Origin of the sequence: Oerskovia sp. Root22, assembly GCF_001429135.1 — a bacterium.
Classification (GTDB): Bacteria; Actinomycetota; Actinomycetes; order Actinomycetales; family Cellulomonadaceae; genus Oerskovia; species Oerskovia enterophila.
The window spans coordinates 12,835-33,454 of record NZ_LMIL01000004.1 but is presented as its reverse complement, the minus strand read 5'-3'; the positions used below and the strand labels follow the sequence as shown (position 1 = coordinate 33,454).

Sequence of the window (20,620 nt, the reverse complement as noted above, 5' to 3'; positions counted from 1 at the left end):
TGGGCGCGACGCGCCCCGGCAGTGACCGGAAGGTGCCCGTCCGGCGTCCGGCGTGCACGTCGTCATGAGCAGCACAGCACAGCGGGGCCCGTCCGGTCGTCGGACGGGCCCCGCTGTGCGTGGGCGATCGGGTCGCCCCCTTCCGATGGTCCGGGACCGCCGGGCCGCACCCGACGGTCCCGGACCTCAGGACGAGGTGCTGCTCGCCGCCAGGTCGACCAGCCACAGCGTGCGCCGCGTGCCGATCGCCCCCGCGGCGGGCGTGGTCTCGACGGGATCCCCGGCCAGGGCGGACGCCACGGCAGGAGCCTTCTCGGCGCCCGCGGCGACGACCCAGACCTCCTGCGCGGCCTGGATGGCGGAGAACGTCAGCGACACGCGCTCGGGCGGCGGCTTGGGGGAGTCGTGGACTCCCGTCGTGGCCCCCTGGGCCGCGAGCCCGGCGTTGCCCGGGAAGAGCGACGCGACGTGCCCGTCCGGCCCCATGCCCAGCAGGAGGACGTCGAACGCGAGGTGCGTGGCGCCGTCGGGCGTGAAGCGCGAGAGCTCGTCGGCGTAGAGCGCCGCCGACTCCTCGGGGGACCCGACGCCCTCGCCCGGCGCAGCCATGACGTGCACGTTCTGCGCGGGCAGGGTCGGGAGGTGGTCGAGGAGCGCCTCGCGCGCCTGCGTCTCGTTGCGCTCGGGGTCTCCGGTGGGCAGGAAGCGCTCGTCGCCCCACCAGAAGTGCACGCCGGTCCAGTCGACCGCGTCGCGCACGGGGTGCGCCGCGACGGCCGCGAGCGAACGGATCCCGACCGTGCCGCCCGTGAGGACGACGTGGACGGGGGTGCGCACGGACTGGATGTCGAGGATGCGCGTCAGCAGGCGCGAGGCGACGGCCTCGGCGAGCACGCCCGCGTCGGGGTGCACGACGACGAGGCGCGCCCCGTGCGCGCGGGTCTCGGTCTCCACGTCGGTCGTCATTCGCCGATCCTCGCCAGGCCCTTGGTGAGGACCTCGCCGTAGACCTCGTCCGGGTCCAGCCGGCGCAGCTCCTCGGTGAGGCACTCCTCGAGCTGGCGCAGCGGCAGCGAGATGCGACGGTCCGGCTGGCCGGGCTGCGTCAGGGTCACGATGCGCCCGTCGGGCCGGGACAGCACGACGGCGCCGCCCTTGCGTTCGAGGGTCACCTTCGTGATCCCCTCGACGCCGCGCCGGCGGACGAGCCGGACCGGGCACCGGAGCTGCTGGGCCAACCACGCCGCGAGGATGTCGACCGAGGGGTGGTGCTCCTCGCCCTCGACCTCGACGGCCGTCACGGACTCGTAGGGCGGCTGGTCGAGCGCTGCCGCGATGAGCCCGCGCCACAGCGTGACGCGGGTCCACGCGAGGTCGGTGTCGCCCGGGTGGTGGCTCTTGCTCAGGTGCTGGAGCGTCTGGAGCGACTTGCCTGCGTTGACCGCGTCGGTGATGCGGCGGTGGGCCATCTGGCCGACCGGGTCCGCCGAGGGGTTGTCGGGCGTCTCACGGGGCCACCAGGCCACGATCGGGGCGTCGGGGAGCAGGAGCGGCATCACGAGGGTGTCGGTGTGCGCGACGAGCGGCCCCGAGGGACGCAGGATGATGACCTCGCTGGCCCCCGCGTCGCCGCCGATACGGATCTGGGCGTCGAGGCGCGCCGTCGAGCGCTTGTTGGCCGGGGCGACGACCACGACACGGCAGGGATGCTCGCGCGAGGCGCCGTTGGCCGCGGCGACCGCGTCCTCGACGTCGGCCTCCTCGGCCAGGACCACGAGGGTCAGGACACGTCCGAGGGCGACCGCGCCACCCTCGTCACGCAGCTTCACGAGGCGCTTGTTGACCGCATTGGTCGTCGTCTCGGGGAGATCGATGATCATGAGGTGGTGCTCCAGTTCGAGGTCCGGGCAGGGATCCGGGGCAGGCGGGAGATCGGTGCGGTCGCGGTCACGGACGCCGCCACGTGCGTCCGTCGCGAGCCATCATGTCGTCGGCCGAGGCCGGGCCCCACGTGCCGGAGCGGTACGGCTCCGGGGCGCCCTTGGACTCCCAGAACGCCGTGATCGGGTCGAGGATCTTCCAGGACAGCTCGACCTCCTCGTGGCTCGGGAAGAGCGGTGGGTCGCCCAGGAGGACGTCGAGGATGAGGCGCTCGTAGGCCTCGGGGGAGGACTCGGTGAAGGCGTGGCCGTAGCCGAAGTCCATGGTGACGTCGCGGACCTCCATCGCGGTGCCGGGGACCTTGGCGCCGAAGCGGATCGTCACGCCCTCGTCGGGCTGGACGCGGATCACGAGCGCGTTCTTGCCGAGCTCGGACGTCGCCGAGGACTCGAACGGCAGGTGCGGCGCCGACTTGAAGACGACCGCGATCTCCGTCACGCGTCGGCCCAGGCGCTTGCCCGTGCGCAGGTAGAACGGCACCCCGGCCCAGCGGCGGTTGTCGATGTCGACGCGGATCGCGGCGAACGTCTCGGTCGTGGACTCGGGCGAGATGCCGTCCTCCTCGAGGTACCCGACGACCTCCTCGCCACCCTGCCACCCGGCCGAGTACTGGCCGCGCGAGGTGTGGCGTCCCAGGTCGCGCGGAAGACGCACGGCAGAGAGCACCTTGAGCTTCTCGGCGCGCAGCGACTCGGCGTCGAACGAGACGGGCTCCTCCATCGCGGTGAGCGCGAGGAGCTGGATGAGGTGGTTCTGGATGACGTCGCGCGCCGCGCCGATCCCGTCGTAGTACCCCGCGCGGCCACCGATGCCGATGTCCTCGGCCATGGTGATCTGGACGTGGTCGACGTAGTTCGCGTTCCAGATGGGCTCGTAGAGCTGGTTGGCGAACCGCAGCGCCAGCATGTTCTGGACGGTCTCCTTGCCCAGGTAGTGGTCGATGCGGAAGACCGAGTCCGGCGAGAAGACCTTGGAGACGACGTCGTTGAGCTCGCGTGCGCTGGTCAGGTCGTGGCCGAACGGCTTCTCGATGACCACGCGGCGCCATGCGTCCTCGCCCGAGCGGGAGAGCCCCGAGCGCGAGAGCTGCTCGCAGACCAGGGGGAACGCGCTGGGGGGGACCGAGAGGTAGAACGCGTGGTTGCCGCCCGTGCCGCGCTCCTTGTCGAGCTCCTCGACCGTGGTGCGCAGGCGCTCGAAGGCCTGCTCGTCGTCGAACTCGCCCTGGACGAACCGGATGCCCTCGGCGAGCTGCTTCCACGTGGCCTCGCGGAACGGGGTGCGCGCGTACTGCTCGACGGCGTCGCGCACGACCTTGGCGAAGTCCTGGTCCTCCCAGTCGCGGCGGGCGAAGCCCGTGAGCGCGAAGCCGGGCGGCAGGAGACCGCGGTTGGCGAGGTCGTACACGGCGGGCATGAGCTTCTTGCGGGCGAGGTCGCCCGTGACGCCGAAGATGACCAGGCCGCTGGGCCCGGCGATGCGGGGGAGTCGAAGGTCACGCGGGTCGCGCAGCGGGTTGTGCTCTGCGCTGATCTTTGCCGGTCTCAACTGATGTCACCGTTCTCGTCGGCGTGGGCTGGAATGGTCGAAAGGTCCGTCCTGCGGACCGAGGTGAAGCCTAGGTGGTACGCGAGGGGCGGTCGCGGGGCGTCCATGATCGGTGCCGCAGTGGCGACGACAGCAGCGCCAGCACCCCCAGCACCCGCGGCGGTCCGGGAGCGTGCCCGCGTCATGCGGGTGCGCCGCCGGCCCGGGCGAGACCGTCCGCGACGGTCTGGAGGAGATCCGTCCAGCTGGTCTCGAACTTCTCGACGCCCTCGACCTCGAGCCGCTCGGTCACCTCGGCGAGCGAGACGCCGAACGACTCGACGGTCTCGAGGACCGAGCGCGAGGCCGTGTACGTGCCCGCGACGGTGTTCCCCAGGACGACGCCGTGGTCGGCGAACGCGTCGAGGGTCGCCTGGGGCATGGTGTTGACCACGTCGGGAGCGATGAGCTCGTCGACGTAGAGGGTGTCGCGGTACTCGGGGTTCTTGACGCCCGTCGAGGCCCACAGGGGGCGCTGGGGGTGGGCGCCGGTCGCGGCGAGGGCGCGCCAGCGGTCGCTCTGGAGGACCTGCTCGTAGGCCTCGTACGCGAGCCGCGCGTTGGCGACCGCGGTGCGTCCGCGCAGGTCGAGCGCCTCGGGGGAGCCGACCGCGGTGAGCGCGGTGTCGACCGCCGCGTCGACGCGCGAGACGAAGAACGACGCGACCGACGCGATGCGCGTCACGTCGTGGCCGGCGTCGCGCGCCTGCTCGATCCCGGACAGGAACGCGTCCATGACCCGGCGGTAGCGCTCGAGCGAGAAGATGAGCGTCACGTTGACGCTGATGCCCTGGGCCAGGGTGCGCTCGATCGCGTCGAGGCCCTCGACCGTGGCGGGGATCTTGATGAGGACGTTGGGGCGGTCGACCGTGCGCCACAGCCGGACGGCGGTCGCGACGGTCGCGTCGGCGTCGCGCGCCAGGCGGGGGTCGACCTCGATCGAGACCCGGCCGTCGACGCCGTCGGTCGCGTCGTAGACGGGGCGCAGGACGTCCGCCGCGGCCCGCACGTCGTCCGTGGTGATGCGCTCGACCGCGGCCTCGACGTCGGTGCCGGCCGCGGCCAGCTCGGCGAGCTGCGCGTCGTAGGCGTCGCCCTTCGAGAGCGCGCCCGCGAAGATCGTGGGGTTCGTCGTGACGCCGACGACGGCGCGCGAGCCGATCAGGTCGGCGAGGCCACCGCTGCGCAGGCGTTCTCGGGAGAGGTCGTCCAACCAGATGGAGACACCTGCCTCCGACAGCTCGCGGACGGGTGCTGGTGCTGCGCTGTGGTGCACGGACACGATTCTCCCTCTCGTCGTCTGGCGGCCGTCCTCACGGACGTCCCAGGAGGGGGCGGACGTGAGCCGCCCCCTCCTGGAATCTACGGATGGTCAGCGCTGGTCGCCAGTGCCGCCGACCGAGGGGATGGCCTCGCTACCCGGTGCGGCACCCGTACGGGCCGCCTCGATGGACTCCTTGGCGGCCGAGGCGACGGCTTCGGACGTGATCCCGAACTCGCGGTAGAGGATCTTGTAGTCCGCGGACGCGCCGTAGTGCTCGAGGCTCACGGAACGGCCGGCGTCGCCGACCAGGTCGCGCCAGCCCTGGGCGATGCCCGCCTCGACCGAGACGCGGGCCTTGACGGCTGCCGGGAGCACGCTCTCGCGGTACTCGGGGCTCTGCGCGTCGAACCACTCGCGGCTGGGCAGCGAGACCACGCGGGCCGCGATGCCGTCGGCGGCGAGCTGCTCGCGCGCCTCGACCGCGAGCTGGACCTCGGAGCCCGTGCCGATGAGGATCACGTCGGGCGTGCCCTCGGTGTCGAGCAGCACGTAGCCGCCCTTCGCGGTGCCCGAGGCGTCCGCGAAGCCGTCCGTGCCGCGCGGGAACGTCGGGACGTTCTGACGGGTCAGGATGAGGCCCGCGGGGCGGTCGTCGTGCTCGAGGATCGTGCGCCAGGCCCACGCGGTCTCGTTGGCGTCCGCGGGGCGGACGACGTCGAGACCCGGGATCGCGCGCAGCGCGGCGAAGTGCTCGATGGGCTGGTGCGTGGGGCCGTCCTCGCCCAGGCCGATCGAGTCGTGCGTCCAGACGAACGTCGACGGGATCTCCATGAGCGCCGCGAGACGGACCGCGGGGCGCATGTAGTCGGAGAACGTGAGGAACGTGCCGCCGTAGGCGCGCGTGCCGCCGTGCAGCACGATCCCGTTGAGGATCGAGCCCATGGCGTGCTCACGGATGCCGAAGTGCAGCGTGCGGCCGTACTCGTGGCCCGGGAACTTCTTGGTCGCGTGCTCGGCCGGGACGAACGAGGGCTCGCCGTCCATGGTCGTGTTGTTCGAGCCCGCGAGGTCGGCCGAACCGCCCCAGAGCTCGGGCAGGGTGTCGGCCAGGGCCGAGAGGACCTTGCCCGAGGCCGCGCGCGTCGCGACGTCCTTGCCGGCCTCGAACGTGGGGAGCGACTCGGTCCAGCCGGCCGGGAGCTCGCGGGCCGTGAGGCGCTCGAGGAGGGCGTCGCCCTCGGGGTTCGCGATCTTCCAGGCCTCGAACGCGGTGTCCCAGCGCTCGCGCAGCTCGGCACCGCGCTCGCCGACGGCGCGCGTGTAGGCGAGGACCTCGGGGGAGACGTCGAACGACTTCTCCGGGTCCAGGCCGAGCTCGACCTTGAGGCCGCGGATCTCGTCGGCGCCCATGGCCGAGCCGTGGATGCCACCGGTGTTCTGCTTGGTGGGCGAGGGCCAGCCGATGATCGTGCGCAGCGCGATGATCGAGGGCTTGCCGGTCTCGGCCTGGGCCGCGGCGACGGCCGCGGCGAGCTCGTCGACGTTCTCGGCGTAGCCCGTGCCGCCCTGGGTCCAGTCGACCTTCTGGGTGTGCCAGCCGTAGGCCGCGTAGCGCGCGAGGACGTCCTCGGTGAACGCGATGTCGGTGTCGTCCTCGATCGAGATCTTGTTGTCGTCCCAGATCACGATGAGGTTGCCGAGCTGCTGGTGGCCCGCGAGCGACGAGGCCTCGGAGGTCACGCCCTCCTGCAGGTCGCCGTCGGACGCGATGACGTAGACGTGGTGGTCGAACGGGCTCTCGCCCGGCGCGGTCGACGGGTCGAGCAGGCCGCGCTCGCGGCGGGCCGCCATGGCCATGCCGACCGAGGACGCGAGGCCCTGGCCGAGGGGGCCCGTGGTGATCTCCACACCGTTGGTGTGCTTGTACTCGGGGTGGCCGGGGGTCTTGGAGCCCCAGGTGCGCAGCGCCTCGATGTCCTCGATCTCCAGGCCGTAGCCGGCGAGGAAGAGCTGGAGGTAGATCGTCAGCGACGAGTGGCCCGCGGAGAGCACGAAGCGGTCGCGACCGACCCAGTGCGAGTCGGCCGGGTCGTGGCGCATGACCTTCTGGAAGAGCAGGTACGCGGCGGGGGCCAGCGAGATCGCCGTCCCGGGGTGGCCGTTGCCGACCTTCTCGACGGCGTCGGCTGCGAGAGCCTTGATGGTCTTGACAGCCTGGTCGTCCAGGGGGGACCACTCGAGGGGCTGGTTGGCAGGAACGAACGCGTTCACCGGACCTCTTTCCCGTCCGGAGTCTGCGCCCCGGATCTTCGTCGATTCAACTCGGATCAACCGTTGAACTATTCCTTCGCGCGCACCCGGTGACTCACAGGGGGACCGAGGGCGGAGCGGCGGACCGGCCGGTCGCGACGGCGCGCACCGCGAGGTCAGGTCGCCTCGGGTCGCACCGGGGCACCAGGCCGTCGGTTGCTCCGCCCAGCCTATACGTGCGCCCCGAGCGGGCACGTCGCGCGACCATCTCGTGGATTTCGGTCGGATCTCACACTTTTGTTCGGGCGAGCAGGGCAGCGGCGCGAGGGCGGGCGACGTAGCATGGGACGGATGTCCAGCGGGTCGGAGCAGACACGCACCGGCTGCCGGACGACGCCCCCCCAGCATTCCTCGCCAGAACGGAACACCGAAGCGCGTGCACACCACGAGCCAGGCACCGATCGACGAGACGGGTATCCCGTCTCGCCCTGCCGCGACCTCCTCGGTCGCCGGGCAGGCCCGGGTCTCCACCGACGGCCATGCCGTCGCGCGGGTCCGCAGCACGATCGGCGCGTACGTCGCCCTGACGAAGCCGCGCATCATTGAGCTCCTGCTCGTGACGACGCTGCCCACCATGATCCTGGCCCAGGGTGGGCTCCCGGACCTGTGGCTCGTCGTCAAGACCCTCGTGGGCGGCACGCTGGCCGCCGCGTCGGCCAACGTCTTCAACTGCTACATCGACCGTGACATCGACGAGCTCATGAACCGCACCAAGCGGCGACCGCTCGTCACGGGGGAGATCACCCCGCGTGCCGCACTGGTCTTCGCGACCGCGCTCGGCGTGATCGCGCTCGTGTGGTTCGCGTGGCTCGTCAACGCCCCCTCGGCCTGGCTCACGTTCGCGGCCATCGCGATCTACGTCGTGGGCTACACCATGATCCTCAAGCGCCGCACGCCCCAGAACATCGTGTGGGGTGGCATCGCGGGCTGCATGCCGGTCTTCATCGGCTGGTCGGCGGTCACCGGTTCGCTCAGCTGGTCCGCGGTCGCGCTGTTCCTCGTGATCTTCTTCTGGACGCCGCCGCACTACTGGCCGCTGTCGATCAAGTTCAAGAAGGACTACGCGAACGCCGGGGTGCCGATGCTCCCGGTCGTCGCCGACAACCGCAAGGTCGCGCGCGAGATGATCGGCTACACCGTGGCGATGATCGCCTCGTCGCTCGCGCTGTGGTGGCTCGCTCCCATGACGTGGGTCTACGGCGTGGTCGCGATCGGCCTCGGCGCCTGGTTCCTGGCCCTGTGCATCACCATGCTGCGCCGGGCCAACGACCCGACCAAGGGCAAGCTCGGTGCCATGAAGGTGTTCCACGCCTCGATCACGTACCTGACCCTGCTGTTCGTCGCCGTCGCGGTCGACGTCTTCCTCCCCTTCTGACGGCCTGGCCGGGACGCACGGGATGACCGTCCGACGAGCGGCCGGCGCGCGATGACGCGCGTCGCCGCCGGTGAGCCCGCGCTCGCCGTCGGGCCCTCGGACGGTCCCCCCGGCCCGGAGGCCACGCCTCCCGCTCCGCCCCTGCCTGCCGCCCTCGAGCGCGCCGTGCGCGAGTACCTCGCACACCTCACGGTCGAGCGTGGGCTCTCCCCGAACACGGTCGCGGCCTACCGGCGCGACCTGGCCCGCTACGCCGCGTACCTCGCGGCGCGCGGCCGCACCGAGCCGGCCGAGGTGAGCGCGGCGGACGTCGCGGAGTACGTCACCACGGTCCGCACGGGGGCCGACGGCGCCGCGCTCCTCTCGCCGTCGTCGACGGCCCGGTCGGTGGCCGCGGTGCGCGGGTGGCACCGCTTCTGCGCGCTCGAGGGGCACACGGGAACCGACCCGTCGGCCGAGGTGCGTCCCCCCGCGCAGGGCAAGCGGCTGCCCAAGGCCATCTCCACCGACGAGGTCGAGGCGATCCTCGAGGCCGCCGGGGCGGGGGAGGGGCCGGCGCCGCTGCGCGACCGCGCGCTGCTCGAGCTCGTCTACTCCACGGGGGCCCGCATCTCCGAGGCCGTGAGCCTCGATGTCGACGACCTGGACCTCGAGACCGGTGCGGTGCGCCTGTTCGGCAAGGGCGGCAAGGAGCGCGTGGTGCCCGTGGGGTCGTACGCGGTGCGCGCGCTCGACGCCTACCTCGTGCGGTCACGTCCCGCGCTGGCCGCCACGGGCCGCGGCACGCCCGCGGTCTTCCTCAACACGCGCGGTGCCCGGCTGAGCCGCCAGAGCGCGTGGGCCGTCCTGCGGACCGCGGCCGAGCGGGCCGGGCTCGAGCACCCCGAGCGCATCTCGCCGCACACCCTGCGGCACTCGTTCGCGACCCACCTGCTCGCGGGCGGCGCCGACGTGCGCGTGGTCCAGGAGCTGCTGGGCCACGCCTCGGTCACGACGACCCAGATCTACACGCTCGTGACCCGGGACACGCTGCGCGAGGTGTACGCCTCGGCGCACCCGCGCGCGCTCGGCTGACGTCGCGCCGGATCGCGCCACTCCGGCGCGTGCTCGCGTCCTCGCGGGGACGCTGGGGTAGCGTGGCCGACGTGAGCAGCCAGGCCCCGAGCGAGACACAGGACGCCACCGAACCGTTCGACGCGCGCGTCGGTGCGGGACCCGGGGTCGTCGACGGCGGTGCGGACGTCGCGCCCGACAGCTTCCCGCGGGTCGATCCCGTGGGGCGCACGGTCCCCGACTTCCCCGTCCCGGAGGTGCTCCCCACGCACGGCCCCGGACGCATCATCGCGATGTGCAACCAGAAGGGCGGGGTCGGCAAGACGACCACGACCATCAACCTGGGGGCCGCGCTGGCCGAGTACGGCCGCCGGGTCCTCCTGGTGGACTTCGACCCGCAGGGCGCCGCCTCGGTGGGCCTGGGCGTGAACCCGCACGAGCTCGACCGCACGGTCTACAACCTGCTCATGGAGCGTGGCGCGGACATCCGCGAGGTCATCGTCCCCACGAACGTCGAGAACCTGGACGTGCTCCCTGCGAACATCGACCTGTCGGCGGCCGAGGTCCAGCTCGTGGGCGAGGTCGCACGCGAGTCGGTCCTGGCGCGGGTCCTGCGTCCCGTGCTCGACGACTACGACGTGATCCTCGTCGACTGCCAGCCCTCGCTGGGCCTGCTCACGGTCAACGCGCTCACGGCCGCGCACGGCGTGCTCATCCCGCTCGAGTGCGAGTTCTTCGCGCTGCGCGGCGTGGCGCTGCTCGTCGAGACCATCGAGAAGGTGCGCGACCGGCTCAACCCGCGCCTCGAGATCGACGGCATCCTCGCGACCATGTTCGACTCGCGCACGCTGCACTCGCGCGAGGTCGTGGCCCGCGTCCACGAGGCCTTCGGCGACAAGCTGCTGCACACCGTGATCGGGCGCACCGTGAAGTTCCCGGACGCCTCCGTGGCTGCCGAGCCCATCACGGTGTACGCCCCGACCCACCCGGGGGCGACGGCATACCGTCAGCTCGCCCGCGAGCTGGTCGCCCGTGGCGACGCTGCCTGACACCGCGCAGGCAGCCGCCCCGGTCGCTCACCTGCAGGAGCCCCCGGCACCCGCGCCGCCCAGCACGGACCGGTACGGCAACCCGGCCTTCGAGGTGCACCTCGAGAACTTCTCGGGTCCGTTCGACCTCCTCCTCTCGCTCATCGCCAAGCACAAGCTCGACATCACCGAGATCGCTCTCGCGCAGGTGACGGACGAGTTCATCGCGTACATCCGCACGGCCGAACGCCTCGCGCGCGAGGCCGAGGCGGCGGAGCGCGCCCAGGCCTCGGAGCCCCGCGGGCCCGACGACGGCGCGCCCGCGGGCGCCTCGACTCGCCGCCGGCGGGGGCGCGGCGGGCACCCCGGCTGGGACCTGGGCACCGCGAGCGAGTTCCTGCTCGTGGCCGCGACGCTCCTGGACCTCAAGGCCGCGCGACTGCTGCCCACGGGGGACGTCGAGAGCGCCGAGGACCTCGAGCTCCTCGAGGCCCGCGACCTGCTGTTCGCCCGGCTGCTGCAGTACCGCGCGTACAAGCAGGTCTCGGCGGTCATCGCCGAACGGCTCGCGACCGAGGGGCGGCGCTTCCCGCGCGTCGTCCAGCTCGAGCCCCATCTCGCGGCCCTGCTGCCCGAGCTCGTGTGGAAGCTCGGGCCCGATCAGCTCGCGGCGCTCGCTGCCAGGGCGCTCGAGCCCAAGGCGCCCCCGCCCGGGGTGTCGTTGACCCACCTGCACGCGCCCGCGGTGAGCGTGCGCGAGCAGGCGGGGATCGTCGTCGGGCTCCTGCGGCGTGAGGGCGCCGCGTCCTTCCGGACCCTCGTCGCCGACGCGGGCGAGACGATCGTCGTCGTCGCGCGCTTCCTCGCGCTGCTCGAGCTGTTCCGCGAGGGGCTCGTCGCGTTCGAGCAGGTCGAGGCGCTCGGCGAGCTCACGGTCCGGTGGACCGGCGCCACGGGCGACGACGACGGCGCCAGCAGCGGATCTCTCGACGCCGTGCTCGACGACGTGGGCGGCGAGTTCGACGAGCTCGACGAACTTGTCGGGGAGGACGGCGCCGTCGGTGCCGTTCGCCCGACCCACGACAGCGGTGATGATGCCCAGCCGCCCCACGACGGGGCGGAGCCAGGGCAGGACCGGACCGGAGCATGAGCGAGGAGAGCATGACGTACAGCACCGTCGACAGTCCGGCCGCCCCCTCGGGCGACCAGGACGACGACCAGGCGGGACCGGGCTCCCCGACGGGGAGCGCCGCGGTCCCCGGCACGGAGGCCGACGAGACGACGCTCGACCTGGCCCACGTCCCGGGCGGGGCACTCGCGGCCCTCGAGGCCGTCCTCATGGTCGCCGACGAGCCGATCCCCGCGGTGCAGCTCGCCACGGCGCTCGGGCTCCCGCAGCGCGAGGTCGAGGACCTGCTCGCCGAGCTGTCGGCCGAGTACCGCGGCGAGCTCGGCGGTCGCCCCCGCGGGTTCGAGCTGCGCCAGGCGGGCGGCGGGTGGCGCGTCTACTCGGCGCCCGTGTTCGCCGACGTCGTCGGGCGCTTCCTGCTCGAGGGCCAGACCGCGCGCCTGACGCAGGCCGCTTTGGAGACCCTCGCCGTCATCGCGTACCGTCAACCGGTCACGCGCGGCCAGATCTCGGCCGTGCGCGGCGTGAACGTGGACGGCGTCGTACGGACGCTGACGACCCGCGGGCTCGTCGCGGAGGTCGGCCAGGATCCCTCGACGGGTGCGGTCCTGTACGGAACCACGGGATACTTCATGGAGCGCATGGGCTTCTCGTCCCTCGACGAGCTCCCCGCCCTCGCGCCGCACCTGCCGGACGTCGACTCCATCCTCGACGCCGCCGACAGCACACTCGGAGCGTCCGAGGGTGGGAGCGACCGCGCACAGCCGCGGTCGCCGGCCCTGCCCGACGACGCTCGACCCAGCACGAACGACGAAGGAACATCATGAGCAGCGCACGCGAGGGTGGCCGTCCGGCCGCCCGAGGACAGCGGTCCGAGAACACCTCGGGCACCGGTCGACCGGGCGGTGGGCGGTCGGGAGGTCAGCGGTCCTCGGCCCCCCGCACCGGGGCGGGCCGCGGGTGGGCCGGTGACGCGCAGGCGGGCAAGAGCAAGCCCCCGCGCCGCCCGGTCGCGCCCAAGGGCCCCCAGCGCGACGTGCACGTCGCCGACGGCGTGCGCCTCCAGAAGGTCCTCGCGACCGCAGGCCTGGGCTCGCGCCGCGCGTGCGAGGACCTGATCGCCGCGGGCCGCGTCGAGGTCGACGGCGTCCTGGTGCGCGAGCTCGGCGTCCGCGTCGACCCCGAGTCCGCGGTCATCCACGTCGACGGCATGCGCATCCAGCTCGACCAGTCGCTCGTGACGATCGCGCTCAACAAGCCGCTGGGCGTCGTCTCCACGATGCACGACCCCGAGGGGCGCCCCGCGCTCACGCAGTTCGTCGCGACGCGCCCCGAGCGCCTGTTCCACGTCGGGCGTCTCGATGCCGACAGCGAGGGCCTGCTACTCCTGACGAACGACGGCGAGCTCGCCAACCGGCTCTCGCACCCCAAGTACGAGGTCTCCAAGACCTATCTCGTGTCGGTCGAGGGCCGTGTCGCGGGCAACGTCGCGAACAAGCTGCTCCACGGCATCGAGCTCGAGGACGGCCCGGCCAAGGTCGACCGCTACCGCGTGGTCGACACGACCCCGCAGGCCAGCATGGTCGAGGTCGTCCTGCACGAGGGGCGTCACCGCATCGTGCGCCGCATGTTCGAGGAGATCGGTCACCCCGTGACCCGGCTCGTGCGCACCCGCATCGGGTCGATCCACCTGGGCAACCTGCGCCCCGGCGCGACGCGCGTCCTGGGCCGCACCGAGCTCGGCACCCTCATGAGCGAGGTCGGCCTCTAGCACGCCTCCCCGCCGTCCCGGGCGCCGCGTCACCGCGCGAGCCCGGGACGGCGGACTCCCGACCCGACCCTCCCGTACGAAGGAGTACCCATGCCCGTCCGGGCCATCCGGGGCGCCACGCAGCTCGACGTCGACGAGCGTGAGCACCTCTTCGAGCGCACGCGCGAGCTCGTCCAGGCCGTCCTCGACGCCAACGAGGTCGACACCGCGTCGCTCATCTCGATCTTCTTCACCTGCACGCCGGACCTCGTGGCCGACTTCCCGGCCGCGGCGGCGCGCGAGATGGGGCTCGGCGACGTGCCCCTCATGTGCGCCGTGGAGATCGGCGTGCCCGGGGCGCTGCCCCGCGTCGTGCGCCTCATGGCCCACGCGGAGCTCGACGTGCCCCGGGCCGACGTCCAGCACGTATACCTGCACGGGGCCACGTCGCTGCGCAAGGACCTGGCGCAGTGAGCGGGGAGCCGCAGGCCACCGCCGCCGCCCGCGGGCTGGTCGTCGCGATCGACGGCCCCTCGGGATCGGGCAAGTCGAGCGTCTCGCGCGCCGTCGCTCGCCGCCTCGGTACCGCCTACCTGGACACCGGTGCGATGTACCGCGCGGCGACCTGGTGGTGCCTCGAGGAACGCGTCGACCTGGCCGACCAGGCCGCCGTGGCCGCGGCCGTCGACGTCATGCCGCTCGTCATGGGGATCGACCCCGCCGCGCCGAGCGTGCACGTCGACGGGACCGACGTGGGCGAGGCGATCCGGACCACCGAGATCTCGACGGCCGTGAGCGCGGTCGCGACCAACCTCGCGGTGCGCGCCGAGCTGCGTCGCCTGCAGCGCGCGATCATCGCCGCGGAGTCGTCGGCGTCCTCGGCCGATGCGGCCGACACGTCGTTCTCGGGCGGGCGCGGCATCGTGGCCGAGGGGCGCGACATCACGACCGTCGTGGCCCCCGACGCAGACGTCCGCATCCTCCTGACCGCGAGCGAGGAGGCGCGCCTGGCGCGCCGCTCGCTCGAGGTCCACGGCGCCGCCGACGCGGCCGCCGTCGAGGCGACCAGGGACCAGGTCCTGCGCCGCGACCGCGACGACTCGACCGTCTCGCAGTTCCACGTCGCCGCCGACGGCGTCGTCACGGTCGACTCGTCCGACCTCGACTTCGAGCAGACGATCCAGGCCGTGCTCGACGTCGTCGAGCAGGTCATGGCTCCCGCCGCGACGAGGCCCGACGCCGTCACGGGGGGCGAGGGGCCCGCTCGGTGAGCACCCCGCACGTCCCCTCTCCCGCCGGGCCCGCCTGGTCCCGCTGGGTGGGGCGCTTCCTCGCGCGCGTGATCTGGAACACCCGGGTGGTCGGGGCGGACCGCGTCCCGACCACCGGACCCGTGCTCCTCGCGGCCAACCACACGGGCCTCGTCGACGGGCCGCTCGTGCTGGGCGTCGCGCCCCGGCCCCTGCACGTCCTGGTCAAGGAGGAGATGTTCGTCGGGCCCGTGGGCTGGATCCTGCGCGCGGCCGGACAGATCCCCGTCGACCGGACCGGCGGGCGCGCGGCCCTCGTGACGGCGCTCGCGGTCCTGCGCCGCGACGGGGGAGTGGGTGTGTTCCCCGAGGGCAACCGCGGGCGCGGCGACGCGACCTCGGCGCGCGCGGGCGTGGCCTGGCTCGCGCTCAACGGCCACGCGCCCGTCGTGCCCGTCGCGGTGCTGGGCACGCGCCGCACGGGAGACCGGCTGAGCCGGATCCCGGGGTTCCGCCGCCGCCTGTACGTCGAGTTCGGTGCGCCCGTCGTCGTCGAGAAGCCCGACGGCGTGCGCGGCAAGGCGGCCATGGACGCCGCGAACGAGCAGATCCGGTCGGCTCTCGCGACGCTCGTGACGTCCGCCGTGGACCGCTCGGGCATCGCGCTGCCGGTCGACGGGCCCGAGCGCCCCGGACGCTGAGACGCCCCGTCCGCGTGACGTCGTGCACTCCGGGCGTGTCGCACGGGCTCCTCGTTCGGAGAACTGCCCGGTTGCTGGGAGAATGGTCCCCATGACCACACCCGACCACGCACAGCCCGATGCCCAGGCATCCCTCGACGAGGTGTCGCAGACCCCCGGTGAGACGATCGACCAGGCGAGCGACGTCGTCGGGCAGCCTGAAGACTCGACCGACCCCTACGTCCCCTCCGAGGACGACGAGCAGGACGACGACAGCCGCGAGCGCTCGCTGCGCGCCGGCCTCGCGGACTACGAGCTCGCCGACGAGGACCTCGCGCTCCTGTCCGCGGACGGCGAGGACCTGGACGGCGAAGCCCCTCCGGCGCCCCTGCCCGTCCTCGCGATCGTCGGACGCCCCAACGTGGGCAAGTCCACGCTCGTCAACCGCATCCTCGGCCGCCGCGAGGCCGTGACCGAGGACAAGCCCGGCGTCACGCGCGACCGCGTCTCCTACCCGGCCGAGTGGGCCGGGCGCCAGTTCACGCTCGTCGACACGGGCGGCTGGGAGGTCGACGTTGCCGGCATCGAGGCGCGCGTCGCCGAGCAGGCCGAGGTCGCGATCGCGCTCTCGGACGCCGTCGTGTTCGTCGTCGACGCGACCGTGGGCCCCACGGCCACGGACGAGCGTGTCGTGCGCCTGCTCCGCAAGTCCGGCAAGCCCGTGGTGCTGTGCGCCAATAAGGTCGACGGCGCACGCGGCGAGTCCGACGCGACCGAGCTGTGGAGCCTGGGGCTCGGCGAGCCCCACCCCGTCTCGGCCCTGCACGGCCGTGGCACGGGCGACCTGCTCGACGCCGCCATGAAGGCCCTGCCGCTCGTGTCCGAGCACGCGGTCGTCCTGCCCTCGGGCCCGCGCCGCGTCGCGCTCGTCGGGCGCCCCAACGTGGGCAAGTCCTCGCTGCTGAACAAGGTCGCGGGCTCGGACCGCGTGGTCGTCGACTCGGTCGCCGGCACCACGCGCGACCCGGTCGACGAGCTCGTGCTCCTCAAGGGCATCCCGTGGTGGTTCGTCGACACCGCGGGCATCCGTCGCCGCGTGCACCAGACCAAGGGCGCCGACTTCTACGCCTCGCTGCGCACCCAGGCCGCGATCGAGAAGGCCGAGATCGCGGTCGTGCTCGTGGACGCGTCGGTGCCGCTCACCGAGCAGGACACGCGCGTCATCTCCCAGGTCGTCGACGCGGGCCGTGCGCTCGTCATCGCGTACAACAAGTGGGACCTCATGGACGAGGACCGTCGTCCGTTCCTCGAGCGCGAGATCGAGCAGGACCTCGTCCAGGTCCAGTGGGCACCGCGCGTCAACGTGTCGGCCCGCACCGGCTGGCACACCGACCGCCTGGTGCCCGCGCTCGAGCGCTCGCTCGAGTCCTGGGACAAGCGCATCCCCACGGGACGTCTCAACGCGTTCCTGGGCGAGCTCGTCGCAGCCCACCCGCACCCGCTGCGTGGCGGCAAGCAGCCGCGCATCCTGTTCGCGACCCAGGCCTCCACGCGCCCGCCGCGCTTCGTGATCTTCGCGACGGGCTTCCTCGAGGCCGGCTACCGCCGCTTCATCGAGCGTCGTCTGCGCGAGACCTTCGGGTTCGACGGCACGCCCATCGAGATCTCGGTGCGCGTGCGCGAGAAGCGCAAGCGCTGACGTCGACCCGCGGGGCCCCGGCGGGGCTCCTGCCGGGCGCGTGAGGCGTCGAGCGATCCACGGGAGGGCCGTGCGTGCCGGAAGGCGCGCGCGGCCCTCCTGGGCGTTGCGGGGCGCTCAGAGGTGCTCCTTGGGAGCAGGGGGACCGGTCGCGGCTGACGCGCGGGGCGGAATCCGCGCTGGGTGCGGACCGACCGGTCGCTGAGAGCCTGCTGTCGGCGCGCTGGGCGGCGGCTCGGAACCGGCTGTACGGGCCGGGGGAGCCGACCGGGAACGCGTGATCCAGGCCACTCACCAGCGACGATGCACGGAGTGCGCCCAAAGTGGGGTATTGTTTCTCTCGGCCCTGAAGGGCTGGTGAAGCCCTCCGGGGCTCACGGGCTGTGGCGCAGCTTGGTAGCGCACTTGACTGGGGGTCAAGGGGTCGCAGGTTCAAATCCTGTCAGCCCGACCAAAAGCCCAGGTCAGGAGGTGTTTTTCACCTCCCGACCTGGGCTTCGTCGTTGGAAGCTTCCACAAATGGCACATGGCGTCACGTCATAGCAGTGCTAGGACGGCGGCGACGTCTCCACAAACTTGGACGTGCGGCTCTCCGCACGGTGCGGCATCCAGTGCGAGGCCGACGGTCCCTGCGCTCGCTCGTGGCGACACGCGGTGATGGGAGCCATCGGGCCGCCGCATAGAGACGGCATGGCCCGTAGCAACCGTCTGTTGACCGTGAGCGACCTCGCCGCCCACCAGGGCTCGGCCCGCCGTGCCAGCCACCCCTTCCACGCATCCAGGGCGAGTCCGCGTGCTCCACGTGTCGGGAGTAGGTTGCGGTACCGGCAGGACGACGGCCAGACATGGTCGTACTCGGCCACGATGGAGCCCACATTCGTTTCGATGTCTGGCGGCGATCGACCGCTGGACCTGATCCGGCGGTCGTCATGATGCACAATGGTGGAAGACCTCAGCGTTTACCCGGCACGCACGGCGCCCTGGTCCCGAAGAAGACCGCGAACGGGCGCTGGAGGGTCGATGCCCGTGGAAGCGATGGCGACGGGATAGTGCGTCGCATCCAGGTAACCGAAGACTCGCCGGCCACCGCGATCACCGCGTGGGCGAGGAAGTTCTACTCCAACAGCGGACGCGCGGACAGCGTCACAGACCTGACTGCGAACACATTGTTCGAGACGGTGGCCCGCCTGTGGGTCACCTTGCGCATGGAGGAGGCTCACGCCCCTGGTGGACGGGTGCGGGTTCAGACAGTGGAGCAGGACCTACGGCTGCTGCGTGTCGACGTGGTGCCCGTCATCGGGCAACTCAGGTTGCGTGACCTGACCACTCCGCTGCTGGAACAGTGGTTGGCGTCCATCCGTGGTGCCGACGGTGCGGAACATTCCCTGAATGACAAGCGCCGCAAGTGCAGGTCCCTCGTCAAGCGGATCCTGGACTACGCGATCCGCATGGGTGCGATCGAGGGTGTGAACGTTGCCGAGCGAACCACTGTCCCACCCAAGAGAAGGAGCCAGCCCCGGGCGTTGTCCACGGACGAGATCCACGCTCTCCGGGACGCCGCGCGCCGATGGCGTGCTGACTCGGCGAGGCGTCTCGGGCCCGCCCCGTCCCTCAATCTGGCCGTGCTGGTCGATCTGCTCCTTGGATCCGGGATGCGAATCGGGGAGGCACTCGCATTGCGGTGGGGGAACGTGCACCTTGCGACAGGGCCGGGGGAGCGGTCGACAGTGACGGTGGTGGCGACCATGGTACAGGTTGGCTACCAGTCGGTTCGCCAGGAGGTCACGAAGTCCGAGCGCGGAATGCGCAGCATCACCGTTCCGCCGTTCACCGTCGAATCGCTACGGCTTCTGCGGCCCGACAACGCCGACCCGGATGACCCAGTGTTCAGGACCAGAGTCGGTACCCACTGGCAGACTCAGAACGCACGACGCTACCTGAAGCAAGCGCTCGAAGCAGCTGGGATCGACCCGAGGTCGCTGCACCCGCACACGCTGCGAGCCACCGTCGCCACCGCCCTCCGGGCGGGTGGGTACGAGGTCGCCACCGCCGCCGCTGTCCTGGGGAACACCGAAGCTGTTACAGCGAATTACTACATCGAAGGCGTGCACACCGCCCCGGACGTTCTCGGCGTACTGCAGGACATCGTCGAACAGGCTGATCCACCGAAAGATGATGCCTGACCGCTGCCTCGTGCCCGGCCGTGGTTCGCTACCGCCACTTCTGTACCGAGGCCGAGAAACGTGCCCATGCGCGTGGCCGACAAGGGACGCTTCCTGCGAGGGGGAGACCTCGCTGACCACTGCCTCATCGCCGCCCCCACCCGCAGCGTCTCGAGCTTCAGCGCCAGCACCCGTCGGGTACCGCACCGAGGTGCCGCGCGAGGCCCCAGACCGAACGCGGGTAGACGAGCGATCGTCAGCAGCGCCGTGTGCGCTTGGGTTGGGTCGAGCGGGCTCGCCCGAAGCCGCTGCGCGAGGCCCTGGCCGACGGCAGCTATGAGAACTTCCTCAAGCCCGACGGCGTGCGTGAGCGCGAGGAAGCCGGCGAGCCGTTCTTCCCCCTCGACCTCGCTGCCCTCGTGCACGAGGAGTCCTCGCACCTGGCGCGCGTGCTGCGCGACGAGGCCCTGCGAGAGGGGACCAACGTTGTGATCGACTCCGTGCTGTCCAAGCCGGCACCCGCGGTCGAGCTCGGTGAGAAGTTGGCGGCCGTGGGGTACGAGGTCGAGGTCGTGGACGTCGAGGTGCCCTACGAGCTCTCCCAGGCCCGCATCGCCCAGCGCTGGCGCCAGTCCTACGAGGGCGCCGTCGTGACCGGCGACGGGCTCGGCGGCCGCTGGGTCCCGAGCATCTACGCCCGCGACGTCTTCAACGGCCCCGACGGGCGCTCCCGCTCCCAGGAGTCCGCGGCCGCCCTCGCCACCTCGTGCCCGGCCGTAGTCCGCTACCGCCGCTTCTGGACAGAGGCCGAGAACACGCCCATGCGCGTGGAGACCGACAAGGGACGCTTCCAACGCGGGGGAGACCTCGTCGACCACAGCCTCATCACCGCGCGCACCCGCAGCGCCACGAGCTTCGGCACCAGCACCCGGCCAACCCCGCACCGAGGCGGCGCGCGAGGCCCGCAGACCGAACGCGAGTAGACGAGCGATCCCCGCCCGTCCCGGGACGCGACGACGCCCCGGCAGGCAGGGGGAGCAGCCGGGGCGTCGTCAGGGGGATCGTAGCGCTTGGCGACGCCCAGCAACCCACGAGGACCAAGGCTGAGCGACGCGACCGAACCTCATCGCATCCGGGAGCGTTGGGCGCGTGTGAGGCGGCTGCCGCGGGCGGAGCGGACTTGGTTGAGGCCAGACTTTGAACACCTGACTTGGCTTCGTTGCCTACCTTGAACACCTGAGCTGTCTCAGTCCCCGTCGACGGGCGGTCGCGTCGGCGGCTGGGCTTCCTCGACCGGGACGTCGGGCCGCGCACCTGGCGGGATCCGATATTCGAGACCTTCAGTATTCCTCGCGCTTCGGAACGGCACACGGTGCTCGGATGCGCCGAGCG

The 20,620-nt window shown here is 72.2% G+C and carries 17 protein-coding genes and 1 tRNA gene; 13 read left to right on the top strand and 5 right to left on the bottom strand.

Annotated features, from left to right (window positions below):
* Nucleotides 1-186: 186 nt before the first annotated feature.
* The 5 genes from pgl to tkt all read right to left on the bottom strand — a co-directional run bounded on the left by pgl (nt 187) and on the right by tkt (nt 7,063).
* Complete coding sequence (gene pgl, locus ASE15_RS04530) at nt 187-966, bottom strand: 6-phosphogluconolactonase (protein ID WP_056761878.1); 780 nt, start codon at nt 964-966, stop codon at nt 187-189.
* Nucleotides 963-1,880, bottom strand: coding sequence for a glucose-6-phosphate dehydrogenase assembly protein OpcA (gene opcA / locus ASE15_RS04525; RefSeq protein WP_056651597.1), 918 nt, complete (start codon nt 1,878-1,880; stop codon nt 963-965). The genes pgl and opcA overlap by 4 nt, the downstream gene beginning before the upstream one ends.
* Before the next feature lie 67 nt (nt 1,881-1,947).
* On the bottom strand, nt 1,948-3,489 hold the full coding sequence (gene zwf / locus ASE15_RS04520; RefSeq protein ID WP_056651600.1) for a glucose-6-phosphate dehydrogenase: 1,542 nt from the start codon (nt 3,487-3,489) through the stop codon (nt 1,948-1,950).
* 181 nt (nt 3,490-3,670) lie between these two features.
* Nucleotides 3,671-4,804, bottom strand: coding sequence for a transaldolase (gene tal, locus ASE15_RS04515; RefSeq protein WP_056761926.1), 1,134 nt, complete (start codon nt 4,802-4,804; stop codon nt 3,671-3,673).
* Nucleotides 4,805-4,900: 96 nt separating this feature from the next.
* The gene (gene tkt / locus ASE15_RS04510; RefSeq protein ID WP_056761876.1) at nt 4,901-7,063 is read right to left on the bottom strand and encodes a transketolase; all 2,163 of its coding nucleotides are present in this window, start codon (nt 7,061-7,063) and stop codon (nt 4,901-4,903) included.
* Nucleotides 7,064-7,478: 415 nt separating this feature from the next.
* Here tkt and ASE15_RS04505 point away from each other — a divergent pair, with 415 nt between their 5' ends.
* From ASE15_RS04505 to ASE15_RS04445, 13 genes are all read left to right on the top strand, one after another.
* Nucleotides 7,479-8,477 carry a heme o synthase gene (locus ASE15_RS04505; protein WP_255354245.1) on the top strand — a complete coding sequence of 333 codons (999 nt, stop codon included), beginning with the start codon at nt 7,479-7,481 and terminating at the stop codon, nt 8,475-8,477.
* A 51-nt stretch (nt 8,478-8,528) separates the two neighbouring features.
* The gene (gene xerD, locus ASE15_RS04500; protein WP_082608941.1) at nt 8,529-9,551 is read left to right on the top strand and encodes a site-specific tyrosine recombinase XerD; all 1,023 of its coding nucleotides are present in this window, start codon (nt 8,529-8,531) and stop codon (nt 9,549-9,551) included.
* 200 nt (nt 9,552-9,751) lie between these two features.
* Nucleotides 9,752-10,579, top strand: a complete 828-nt coding sequence (locus tag ASE15_RS04495) for a ParA family protein (RefSeq protein ID WP_056761924.1) — start codon at nt 9,752-9,754, stop codon at nt 10,577-10,579.
* A 31-nt stretch (nt 10,580-10,610) separates the two neighbouring features.
* The gene (locus tag ASE15_RS04490) at nt 10,611-11,708 is read left to right on the top strand and encodes a ScpA family protein (protein WP_157277149.1); all 1,098 of its coding nucleotides are present in this window, start codon (nt 10,611-10,613) and stop codon (nt 11,706-11,708) included.
* Between the two features lie 11 nt (nt 11,709-11,719).
* Nucleotides 11,720-12,514: an SMC-Scp complex subunit ScpB gene (locus tag ASE15_RS04485; protein WP_157277146.1), complete on the top strand. Its 795-nt coding sequence runs from the start codon at nt 11,720-11,722 to the stop codon at nt 12,512-12,514.
* On the top strand, nt 12,511-13,458 hold the full coding sequence (locus ASE15_RS04480) for a pseudouridine synthase (RefSeq protein ID WP_082608944.1): 948 nt from the start codon (nt 12,511-12,513) through the stop codon (nt 13,456-13,458). The genes ASE15_RS04485 and ASE15_RS04480 overlap by 4 nt, the downstream gene beginning before the upstream one ends.
* A 90-nt stretch (nt 13,459-13,548) precedes the next feature.
* Nucleotides 13,549-13,911 (top strand): chorismate mutase, encoded by a 363-nt coding sequence (gene aroH / locus ASE15_RS04475; protein ID WP_056651607.1) that lies wholly within the window; start codon nt 13,549-13,551, stop codon nt 13,909-13,911.
* Nucleotides 13,908-14,708, top strand: coding sequence for a (d)CMP kinase (gene cmk / locus ASE15_RS04470; RefSeq protein WP_056761873.1), 801 nt, complete (start codon nt 13,908-13,910; stop codon nt 14,706-14,708). The genes aroH and cmk overlap by 4 nt, the downstream gene beginning before the upstream one ends.
* Nucleotides 14,705-15,388, top strand: coding sequence for a 1-acyl-sn-glycerol-3-phosphate acyltransferase (locus ASE15_RS04465; RefSeq protein WP_056761870.1), 684 nt, complete (start codon nt 14,705-14,707; stop codon nt 15,386-15,388). Before cmk ends, ASE15_RS04465 begins: the two co-directional genes overlap by 4 nt.
* A 91-nt stretch (nt 15,389-15,479) precedes the next feature.
* Nucleotides 15,480-17,066 (top strand): ribosome biogenesis GTPase Der, encoded by a 1,587-nt coding sequence (der, locus tag ASE15_RS04460; RefSeq protein WP_056651616.1) that lies wholly within the window; start codon nt 15,480-15,482, stop codon nt 17,064-17,066.
* Nucleotides 17,067-17,443: 377 nt separating this feature from the next.
* A tRNA-Pro gene (locus tag ASE15_RS04455) sits at nt 17,444-17,520 on the top strand.
* A gap of 391 nt (nt 17,521-17,911) precedes the next feature.
* On the top strand, nt 17,912-19,249 hold the full coding sequence (locus ASE15_RS04450; RefSeq protein ID WP_082618212.1) for a site-specific integrase: 1,338 nt from the start codon (nt 17,912-17,914) through the stop codon (nt 19,247-19,249).
* A 254-nt stretch (nt 19,250-19,503) separates the two neighbouring features.
* Nucleotides 19,504-20,211, top strand: a complete 708-nt coding sequence (locus ASE15_RS04445) for a zeta toxin family protein (protein WP_056761865.1) — start codon at nt 19,504-19,506, stop codon at nt 20,209-20,211.
* The last annotated feature ends 409 nt before the right edge of the window (nt 20,212-20,620 follow it).

Excerpts from the sequence above, each read along its gene's own strand:
- pgl (WP_056761878.1), bottom strand. The coding sequence starts at position 966 with ATGACGACCGACGTGGAGACCGAGACCCGCGCGCACGGGGCGCGCCTC.
- opcA (WP_056651597.1), bottom strand. The coding sequence starts at position 1,880 with ATGATCATCGATCTCCCCGAGACGACGACCAATGCGGTCAACAAGCGC.
- der (WP_056651616.1), top strand. The coding sequence starts at position 15,480 with ATGACCACACCCGACCACGCACAGCCCGATGCCCAGGCATCCCTCGAC.
- ASE15_RS04485 (WP_157277146.1), top strand. The coding sequence starts at position 11,720 with ATGACGTACAGCACCGTCGACAGTCCGGCCGCCCCCTCGGGCGACCAG.
- ASE15_RS04480 (WP_082608944.1), top strand. The coding sequence starts at position 12,511 with ATGAGCAGCGCACGCGAGGGTGGCCGTCCGGCCGCCCGAGGACAGCGG.
- xerD (WP_082608941.1), top strand. The coding sequence starts at position 8,529 with ATGACGCGCGTCGCCGCCGGTGAGCCCGCGCTCGCCGTCGGGCCCTCG.
- ASE15_RS04450 (WP_082618212.1), top strand. The coding sequence starts at position 17,912 with ATGGTCGTACTCGGCCACGATGGAGCCCACATTCGTTTCGATGTCTGG.
- aroH (WP_056651607.1), top strand. The coding sequence starts at position 13,549 with ATGCCCGTCCGGGCCATCCGGGGCGCCACGCAGCTCGACGTCGACGAG.